Source organism: Marinobacterium weihaiense, from assembly GCF_019061305.1.
GTDB classification, from domain to species: domain Bacteria; phylum Pseudomonadota; class Gammaproteobacteria; order Pseudomonadales; family Balneatricaceae; genus Marinobacterium; species Marinobacterium weihaiense.
On sequence record NZ_JAHQZT010000032.1, the window covers coordinates 20,376 to 29,427 of the forward strand.

General features: G+C 53.9%; 7 protein-coding genes, 1 pseudogene and 1 riboswitch. Of the genes and pseudogenes, 1 reads left to right on the forward strand and 7 read right to left on the reverse strand.

Translation table 11 applies throughout. The features are described 5' to 3' along the window. Positions 1 to 98: 98 nt before the first annotated feature. The 6 genes and pseudogenes from KTN04_RS15210 to umuD all read right to left on the reverse strand — a co-directional run bounded on the left by KTN04_RS15210 (position 99) and on the right by umuD (position 5,824). Positions 99 to 509 carry a DUF6262 family protein gene (locus KTN04_RS15210; RefSeq protein WP_022991563.1) on the reverse strand — a complete coding sequence of 137 codons (411 nt, stop codon included), beginning with the start codon at positions 507 to 509 and terminating at the stop codon, positions 99 to 101. Beyond that, a complete protein-coding gene (locus tag KTN04_RS15215; protein WP_217336090.1) occupies positions 493 to 2,346 on the reverse strand; it encodes a tyrosine-type recombinase/integrase in 1,854 nt (617 codons plus the stop codon). The genes KTN04_RS15210 and KTN04_RS15215 overlap by 17 nt, the downstream gene beginning before the upstream one ends. Continuing rightward, positions 2,343 to 3,989, reverse strand: coding sequence for a hypothetical protein (locus KTN04_RS15220; protein ID WP_217336091.1), 1,647 nt, complete (start codon positions 3,987 to 3,989; stop codon positions 2,343 to 2,345). Before KTN04_RS15220 ends, KTN04_RS15215 begins: the two co-directional genes overlap by 4 nt. After that, positions 3,986 to 5,125, reverse strand: coding sequence for a tyrosine-type recombinase/integrase (locus KTN04_RS15225; protein ID WP_217336092.1), 1,140 nt, complete (start codon positions 5,123 to 5,125; stop codon positions 3,986 to 3,988). Before KTN04_RS15225 ends, KTN04_RS15220 begins: the two co-directional genes overlap by 4 nt. An 88-nt stretch (positions 5,126 to 5,213) precedes the next feature. Next, positions 5,214 to 5,366, reverse strand: a pseudogene (locus KTN04_RS15230) (Y-family DNA polymerase); the annotation flags it as partial. Positions 5,367 to 5,371: 5 nt separating this feature from the next. Then, entirely contained in the window at positions 5,372 to 5,824 is a 453-nt protein-coding gene (gene umuD / locus KTN04_RS15235) for a translesion error-prone DNA polymerase V autoproteolytic subunit (protein WP_254262601.1), read from the reverse strand. A gap of 84 nt (positions 5,825 to 5,908) precedes the next feature. Beyond that, positions 5,909 to 5,981: riboswitch (cyclic di-GMP riboswitch) on the reverse strand. Positions 5,982 to 6,427: 446 nt separating this feature from the next. On the opposite strand from umuD, the gene KTN04_RS15240 reads away from it, so the two are divergent. Further along, the gene (locus KTN04_RS15240; protein WP_217336093.1) at positions 6,428 to 7,633 is read left to right on the forward strand and encodes an OprD family outer membrane porin; all 1,206 of its coding nucleotides are present in this window, start codon (positions 6,428 to 6,430) and stop codon (positions 7,631 to 7,633) included. A gap of 168 nt (positions 7,634 to 7,801) precedes the next feature. On the opposite strand, the gene KTN04_RS15245 is transcribed toward KTN04_RS15240, so the two are convergent. Continuing rightward, a complete protein-coding gene (locus KTN04_RS15245; protein ID WP_217336094.1) occupies positions 7,802 to 8,743 on the reverse strand; it encodes a DUF4214 domain-containing protein in 942 nt (313 codons plus the stop codon). Positions 8,744 to 9,052 lie beyond the last annotated feature (309 nt).

Sequence of the window (9,052 nt, forward strand, 5' to 3'; positions counted from 1 at the left end):
ATGACTGGCGTCTACAAAGGAGCCCGTTACGGGCATAAACTCCGCTTAGAGCAGTGTCCGCTTTTGTTTAATACCGGGCGGCCAAAATATGTATAGCACTACTCACTCGGTTTCCCCCTAAAAACTGTCACGTTTTTACTCTCTAAAATAGCCAACAGACGACGGTTTTCGAGTGCCAAGGTAGCGTTTTTCGAGGCAAGTGCATTGCGCTGCTCCGTTAGATCCACGATCTTTGAACGTAGCTGACGATTCTTGAAGCGCTCCTGTTTGAGCTGGAGATGCTTCTCGTCACGCTGGCTCTGGATCGCTTTGTTGGCATTGCCCCGGATGCGTTCCATCAAGTCAGGATAGTCTTTGTGAATCAGGGCACGACTGACTCCAGCTTCCTCAGCCACGGCAGCCACCGAGACCTTCCGCCCTTTCTCAACTAACTTGGGCTGGCCTTTTTCCAGTCGCACGATGGCCATGCGGATTCGTTTGTGAGTCTCTGACTCAGATGGTTTCGACATCGGCCAATTGCTCCTTGAGGCGGTTGATGTCTACGCCGAGATCGGCCAGGACCTTCTCGCATCGATCCATGGTCCTTTCGACGGTCTTCGATCCCGAGGCGTCCAGATCCTCGATCTGGCGCAGCTCAATTTGTTGCTGGTAAAGGCCTTCCCAGAACGGCTTGTGGTTATCGTCAATGCAACCGTGCTCACAGTTCTCGCACTGGCCACCTGCACAGTCTATGCCGGTGTCATTGGTGCACCAGGCAATGCCTGTGGACCGCAAGTACACCAGTTCACTGATGGCCTGAACCATTTCCCGACGATCTTTATAGGTGCGAGTCTTCTCGGTACGGCTTCGCATCTGACGGACATGCTCCCCCATGCCACCGGAGAGCGGTGTGTCCGGCTCCAGCCAGTGACCGACGATGGCTTGACGCTTTTCCTCAAATGCGGCATAGATTTCATCATAAAGCTCCAGATCCTGCGCCTCGTTCATTACATACAAGATGGTCATATCCAGGCTCCAGTGCTTGAAGTGGTCTCGCAGGTACCGAAGGTCGCCTAGCTTGTGATGGACAACGTAATTCGCAAATGTACGGCGAAACTGGTGCGATGCTAGTTTCCAGTCAAGCTTTAGGCCTGTTGCAAATCTCTTCAGACGATCATCCAATGATTGCCAACTGATCACGCTTATGGGATTACCCTTTTTCATACTTCTAGTCAGCCCAACACACTCGGAACACTCCTGTAAGCGAGTCACCTCCTGATAATCACCGACTTCTATGGCATGTTCCAGCGCCTGTTCAAGCTCAATTTGCAAGGGCTCTGAAAGCCGTTCGAGCGTCTTCACGGCGTGAATGGCGATCTCGGGGCACAGCCATGACGTTTCGCCCTCATGGGTTTTATCCGAGCGCGAGCCGAGGAAGTAAAAACGCTCACCATCCCGAACCTCGCTGTACCAGTGATCCCGCCTGATGTTGCCCAACTCATGAGCCCGGATGCCGGTGGTGGCCAGAATGATCACGAAGCAACCATCGCGCAGCTCGCGAAGGGCGTTGTTTAAGGCTCCAAAACCCAGATCCCAGCCGCGGGTTTTCAGGAAGCGAGATTTTTCCTTTATCTGACCAGATAGGTTTTTGTAGCGTAATTGATAGTCGCCCACCGCGTCTCGATGTCCCAGCAACTCGGTAGCCCTGCTCAACAGGGATTCGGACTGTTGGAAGAGGGGGTGCAGCACCTCTTCCGGAATGATGTCGGTTTTCGGCTTAGTTGCTTGTTTCAATTTGGCCAGCGCACTTGCGGAGTTCTCGGGCCAGGGGTGGTCGAAACCGTTTGGTGTATCCAGCAGGTGGCGCCAGCACGTCTCCACAACCAGGAGTCGTTGTGCTTTCGTGCCAGGAGCCAGAGGCCCACCGATCCTGTTAGGTGAGGTGAGCTGGTTTACGTGTTGAACATAGCGGTCTGCAACCATAGGCGTGACTTGGGCAAGGCTTCGGATACCCTGGTCGTGCAGCCAGTTCAACCAAACCACAAGTTTCATGAACTGGCCAGAAACTGTAGAGACCGCTAACTTCGTGTTTGCCCAGATCAGTCTCGCCATGACTGCTTTGGATTCGGACCGGAGTTGTTTACATCTGATGCGGGCAAAATCCAACTTGCGCTTGCAGTCCACGAGACTTGTCGGGCAACCGGTCTTCGGTAACCACCAAACCATGTCTTCGTAGCGAGACAGCACATACAGTACCCCCTCTGCCCGATCGGTGGTGACAATGCCGAGTAAGCCTTCGCCGCTCGGCAGGGCTTCCCGAAGCCGTTGACGGTCGGCCAGCACCACTGCCTTGGATACCATGCTCATATCACCATCCTCGCCATGCTCAGGTCTCGCCAGAGGGGGTGTGGATTCGTCTTCGCTTTTTCGCGCTGCTCGTTCACCTGAGTCTCATCAAAGTGGGGCGCAATCTCTTCATCGATCAGCCGAACGACTTGCTTCAGGTATTTGGTCCAGCGCTTGCCACCAAAGCTGTCGTAGTTTCGCAGGGCGGCCCAGTAGAAGCTGAACAGGCGATAGAGGTCATCGCCGGTGACGACAAAGCTCTTGCACCGGAAGCATCCTAAATAGTCCTGACAGGGCTCACCGTTTTTTGGAGCGCGATGACCCCGCCGCGCATCTTGGCAGGACGCCACGGGGGTCCGATCACTGGTGATGATGGTGGATGCGCTGAGAAGTTCTTGAACGCGGGCCTCGCCCAAGAACCGCATATTCGTTTCGGCCTCCGGAGGAGCTTCCCAATAATGAGCGTTCCCTGTTGAGATGGTGTGTCGGCCCGTTCTGGCCGCCGCCAAAGGGTCTTGTCCAGACATTTCCCAGACGCGGTTCAGGAGCGTTTGTCTCAATCGACTAATATTCAGTTTGAGCGGCCTTCCATCGTCGGTCTGGAGCTGGTGTTCATCAACGAGCCTGTTGACTCTTTCTGTAAGCATATTCTTGGTCAGCCGGACTGGTTTCTGCTGGTAACGCTTGCTCGTGGATTCATAAACCAGCAAGCGATTCGGGTCACTGAACTGGCGTCGGATGCTCGCGTTTCGCTCAACGATCAGATCAATGGCATCAGCCGCGTACAAATGGATACTGGCCATCTCGGTCACTTCCTCGGATTTTCTCAAGGCGACAACCTGAGTGGCATTTCCACGGCGCTTAAAGCTCACCAGAAGCCGAAGGTTGGACTTTAACGGGTGGGGCTGCACGCAGTCCGTCACCAGCTCCAGAATGGGCGTACAATTCATACCCGTAGACAATGCGATGGAAAGCACACCCACCGCGAGATCGTAGCTGTCTAGCGGCTCAGAGTGTGCCACGATCCGTTCCATTTCTTTTCGCAGGGCTTTGACCACCCGGCGTTTCTCGTTCTTGCTGAGCGCTTTCTGACCTTTGGAACGCTTGTTGGAGTTCGGAAAGGGGTTGGCTGGCCACACCGTTTTAATATCCACTTCCGGCCAAAAGCCGAAACGATAACAGGCTCTGAGCAGGGCTATGGCCTTCGTGTAATAGCTCTTTTGCGTGACGTATCCGATGGGCTCGTTTCTCAGGTACTGCACGAACTGATTGATTGTATGGGTGTTCAGGTCCCCCATGGAGAGGTTTTTGCCACTGGCTGTATGAAGCAAAGAAAGAAACGGCGTAGCTTTGCGAAAACCGTACAGCCAGTAACCTACAACGGTTGTAACCGCCAGGGAGTTACCCTTCGTCTCCAAGCTTTCAGCAACCAGCTTTTCAATCGCACTTTGACAGGCCGCAGTGATGTCGTCATAGCCCTGACCGTAAAACGGCCCGAAGTCAGCGGTTCTTATAGAGGAGGCACTTTCGGGAAAAGAAACCACGGTGTTTGCCGGATTTGAGGGTATCATCTGATCGACGATACTGACCTTCGCCGCACTCGTGGATTTGCCGGCGTCCTGCACCCCAGTTTCCTGGCTCACCAACGTAAAGTCTTTTTTCATGCGCAGGCTACCTCCCTGGCCGTGTCCTCAATTTCCTCCTGATAGCTGGTGCGCAGATCGTCTTCGATATCATCCAGAAAGTGCAGGTATTTTTCGGTGGTCACGATGCTACTGTGCCCCAGTCGATCTCTCACATAGAGCAACGGATTGAACGTATTGCTTTTGCGGGTCATCAGCGATTTCAGGGTGTGTGTCGCATAGGTATGACGCAGTACATGGGGATGACAGGCAAACGATAAGTCCAGTCTGTTCAGTTGATTGTTGAGTGAGGTCCGAATACTCCAGGGTTTTCCCTTTGCCGTGACAAAGAGCGTCTTCGGGTGCGTCCCGCGCTGTCTAATCGTCTCATGACGTTCGTGGATCAGGTAATCCCAGAGATCCGCCATCAATGAAATAGGCACATGGATCGTCCGTGGAACGTCTCCCTTGGTTTTCATCTGTTGGGGATCTAGCTCAACCTTCACATGACTCCGGGCCGAGACCGACTGAGGTGCCGACACAGAGGTAACTGGAAACGTCAGCAGCTCTTCTTTTCGCAAACCCGTCAGCAATGCCAACCGAACGATCAATCGGAGAGTTTTGTTCTTGATAGTTTTGAGCAGCTCATCGACCTGCTCTTTGTTGAGGACTTTGATCCTGGTTGGCGTGGTTTTCAGCAGCACATCCGGCTTTACTGCATATCCCCCGGAGGAATCTGTGTGAGTCAGGAAACCCTTTGTCTGCCTCACTCTGACTGTCTCAAGGTCGTAAGGCAGTGTGCTTACCCAACCTTGCTTGAGAGCAAATTGATAGAACTTGATTACTAGATGAAGTCGTCGATTGACGGTTGAGGCATTGAGGTTAAATCGATCAAAGGAAATGTCCCGATACAGGGCTAACAGAGTTTCGTGATTTCGGTGATCAAGCTCTCTCCAATCAAACCCATTGGCTTCGATGAACTCGAAATAATCACACAGATCTCTTCCAAACGTTTCCCAGCTACCTCGGCTTTGCACACTTCCACGTTTTAAGCAGTGATGAACGAGAAATTCCATTCCTTCGACAAACACATCATGATTGGCTTTGAGAAGAATCGGGAACCCTTCATAGCAGTGGCCCCTGATTTCAAACTCTGACGTAGCAAGAAGGAACTCCACCCTCGAATCTCCAATACTGTATTTTTATTCAGTATAAAAGGGTGGTTTAAGACTGCAACAGGCAAGTTACATTATCTGTGGTACAAAACATGGGAATGCCTAGCGCCTTGGCTTCGGGCGAGCGGGCCACCACGCAGCCATCGTTGTTGGACAGCACCACCAGGGGGCGCTGCTGCAGATCCGGCCGGAACAGGCGCTCGCAGGAGGCGTAAAAATTGTTGCAGTCAACCAGCGCGAACACAGCTGTCACCGCTGGCGCCGGAGCGGATGAATGACATGGGTGACTACGCCGATCACGTCCAGGGTGCAGTCATCATGCAGCTCGATGGGCGGGTAGGCGCGGTTGCGTGGCAGCAGGCGCACGCGCGGGCGGGTCTGCAGCTGCTTGACGGTCAGTTCGCCATCCAGACTGGCGATGACGATATCGTTGTGGGTCGGCGTCAAGGCGCGGTCGACCACCAGGGTATCGCCGGGGAAGATGCCGGCTTCGATCATCGAGTCGCCTTCGGCGCGCACGAAATAGGTCGCGGATGGGTGCTGAATGCAGAGCTCGTTCAGATCGAGCGTACGTTCGACATAGTCCTGTGCGGGGGAGGGGAAGCCGGCCCGGACGGACTCCAGGAACAGTGGCACGGCCAGTCGAGCCGGCGCCATATCAGCCCGCGCAAGGAGGGTTGGGACAGTGCTGGAAGCGGACATGAAAACACCCCTGTAGAGTACTGTTGTTTTGTACAGTATTCTACAGGGGTGTCTGTCCTGCAACCCGTGAGGGCGAATCTCTCCTTCGGTAACCCGGCCGCCATGTCCATAGGCCCTGGGCTTTGCGCCGATCATGTGATCGTTGCCTTTTCGAGAGAGACTCTTTCGCTGGAAAGCGGTCAGCCAGCTGAAAACGGGCCAACTAACCTGCATGCATGGTAGCAACAATCGAGAGACTTCGCCAAGCGCAAGACTTGTCTCAAGTCAATTCTTGAGGTTGTGTGTTTTCATTTGGCTACATAATCACAGGCCTGGAGCCGTTAGAATGTCCCCGCTTCGTCGGCAAGCCGTGTGTCTGCGTGATGCGTCTAGCGTTCTGCTGTTTTCGGGGCTGGCATGCCAGGCGCGTATCAGGCGTTAATATGAAAAATTATTTCTTTATGGTGTTTTTGAAGAATGTTTCTTTCTTGAAGGTACCGCCCGGTCACTGAAATTCAAAGCACCTTTGCTCAACGACCGGTTAGACTTTTCTGGGTTTGCAGGCTGCGCCCTGCGATCCGCTCGTGCTTGAGCCTGAACATGAATAATAAAACAGGTAATACAATGAAAATAAGAAAGTGTCCGCTGGCAATGGCGGCTCTGAGCCTGCTGCCGGCCTTGCCGGTCATGGCAGCAACCGATATGGCCCCTCAGGTCAATCTGGACCTGCGTACCTTCTACATGAACCGTGACTTCGATACGGGCATTCCGGACACCATTGCGGCCGGTCAGGCGTTTAGGATCGAGGTGCTGTCACCTTACTGGCATGACCGGGTGGGCGTGGACATGTCGGTCGTGCACGTGGCCAAGCTGGAAGGGGACAAGACCGAAAACCCGTCCGATGTACTGACGCCCTCAGGCGACGGCTACACCACGCTTGAGCAGGCCTACCTCAAGCTGCGCCCGACCGAACAGCTGGAAATCAAGCTGGGGCGGATGATCTTGATGACGCCACTGTTGAATGATCTGACGTCCCGCATTTCGGCGCCCAGTACCCAGGGCGCGCACGCGGAGCTGCGTTTGGGGCCGTCCAAGGTATATGCGCTGTACTCGGACCGTGCGTCGATGAACAACAGCGAGTCCTTTGAGCAGTATCGCGCTGGGGGAGAGACCTACTCGATCGCATCACTGGGCGCGACCCACGACTTTGGCAATGGCCTCAGTGCCCATGTGCAGTATGCCGTGGCCGAGGACTACCTGAATCAGCTTTACCTGAACGCCCGCTATACCACCCAACTGGGAGCGCATGGGCTCATGCTGGATCTGACCCATATGCGCGGCGAAGCGGATGGCAAACTGTACGCCAACCGTGACTATGACAGTCACTTGACCGGTCTGACCGGTCGTCTGTCTGCGGGCCGTTGGGCCTACACGCTGGCCTACCAGACTGTCGGTGGGCAGGATGACTACCGTCAACAGTGGGGTGGGGCCGACAACACTCAGTTTTTCACCTGGGGGGCCGTACAGCTGCTGGATTTCAATGCCCGTGACGAGCAGTCCCTGCAACTGCGGGTCGATTATGACGTACCTCGCGTGCCGGGGCTGACGTTGATGGCGCGTCATACCGAAGCCTGGGATATCGACCATGCTGGCGGTGGCAATGGGCAGCGTCGCGAGACCAATTTTGATGCTAGCTACACCCTGCAGAGTGGAGCGGCCAAGGGGTTGAAGCTGCGTATGCGCCTGGCCCATGCCAATGGCGACGAGGCGGTTCTTCCGCGGATCAATGATATTCGCTTGATCGCCGAGTACCGCACCAACCTGCTGTAACCCTCACGTGCGATGCCGCACGTGAATCCCGTTATGTGTAAGCGTTTTGGAGGCTCCGGCCTCCTTTTTTACATGGGGCATACAGACTGTGGGGCCGTCCGACGGCAGCACACGCATATAAAAAGGAAAGCCGAAGCTTTCCTTTGGGGTGCAGGGGCAAAGCCAAGATCAGACGATGATATCGTCTACGCCACCGGTCGTGCCGGACAGTACAATCTCAACATGCTCTTCTGATGTAGCGAAGGATTCCAGAATTTCACCCCGTGCCATACCTGATGCAAGCTTGCCCAGCCAGAAGCCTTTGCCTGCAGAATCACTGGGGCGGTCCAGGGTGTTGTTGTATAGTGCTTCAATGAATTCACTATCGCTTGGGTTCTCACCGTAAAGATTGGTGAATTCTTCCGACGCCATGAAAAATTCGACAACGTCATCAAAGTCGGTATCGGAGCTGGCCAGTTTGCCCATCCAGTGTCCAAGGCCTGCCTGATCCGGGTCGCGGTCGAAAATGGCGTTGTACAGCAGGACCAGTTCTTGCTCATCGCTCAGGCCATCATCGACATCGTCTGCATCGTCGTCGGTGTCATCGGCATCATCGACATCGTCTGCATCGTCTGCATCGTCTGCATCGTCTGCATCGTCGTCGGCGTCGTCGGCGTCATCGGCATCATCGACATCATCGACATCGTCTGCATCATCATCGGTGTCATCGGTGTCATCGGTGTCATCGGTGTCATCGACGTCATCGATATCGTCCGCATCGTCATCGATATCATCATCGTCTTCATCCGCCTGAGCGAAATCGGACAATACTTCATGACGCAAATTGCCTTCTTCCAGCACACGGACCCAGTATTCCACACCGGCCTCATCTGGTTCACGCCCCAGTACCTGCTGGTATAGTACGGTGACAAACTCTTCATTTGTCAGGTCTTCACCGTATTTCTCCTTGAAGGCGTCAGTCTCCATCAAAGACTTTGCAACTTCTTCAAAGGTAATTTCGCCTTTGGCAAGTTTGGAAGACCAGTAACCAATACCTTCTCCATCTTTGGGATGGTCGTAGGTGGCGTGATAAAGACGTACCAGGCTTGAATAAAAGTGTCCGTTGGCCATTGTGGACCTCACTTCCCTATCTAAATAATGGTTTCAATGTTCCTTTGGCAGTGTCATGCAGCAGGGACATTGGCGATATAGCGCCTGAAGGTTGTACAGACAAAGATTAACTTAAACTGATTCTGTTCAAGTTAGAGGGCATTTAATCTCATTTGTTAATACATCATTGACTATGGTTAATATACGCAGCCTTATACAATTGAACGCCACCCATGCCAGGGCGAGAGCGTGAACATTTTTTAAGCATGTATCACCCTCTCCATGTACTCAATGTCCATGGCAGCCATCCGCTGTTTGCGCCGAATACCG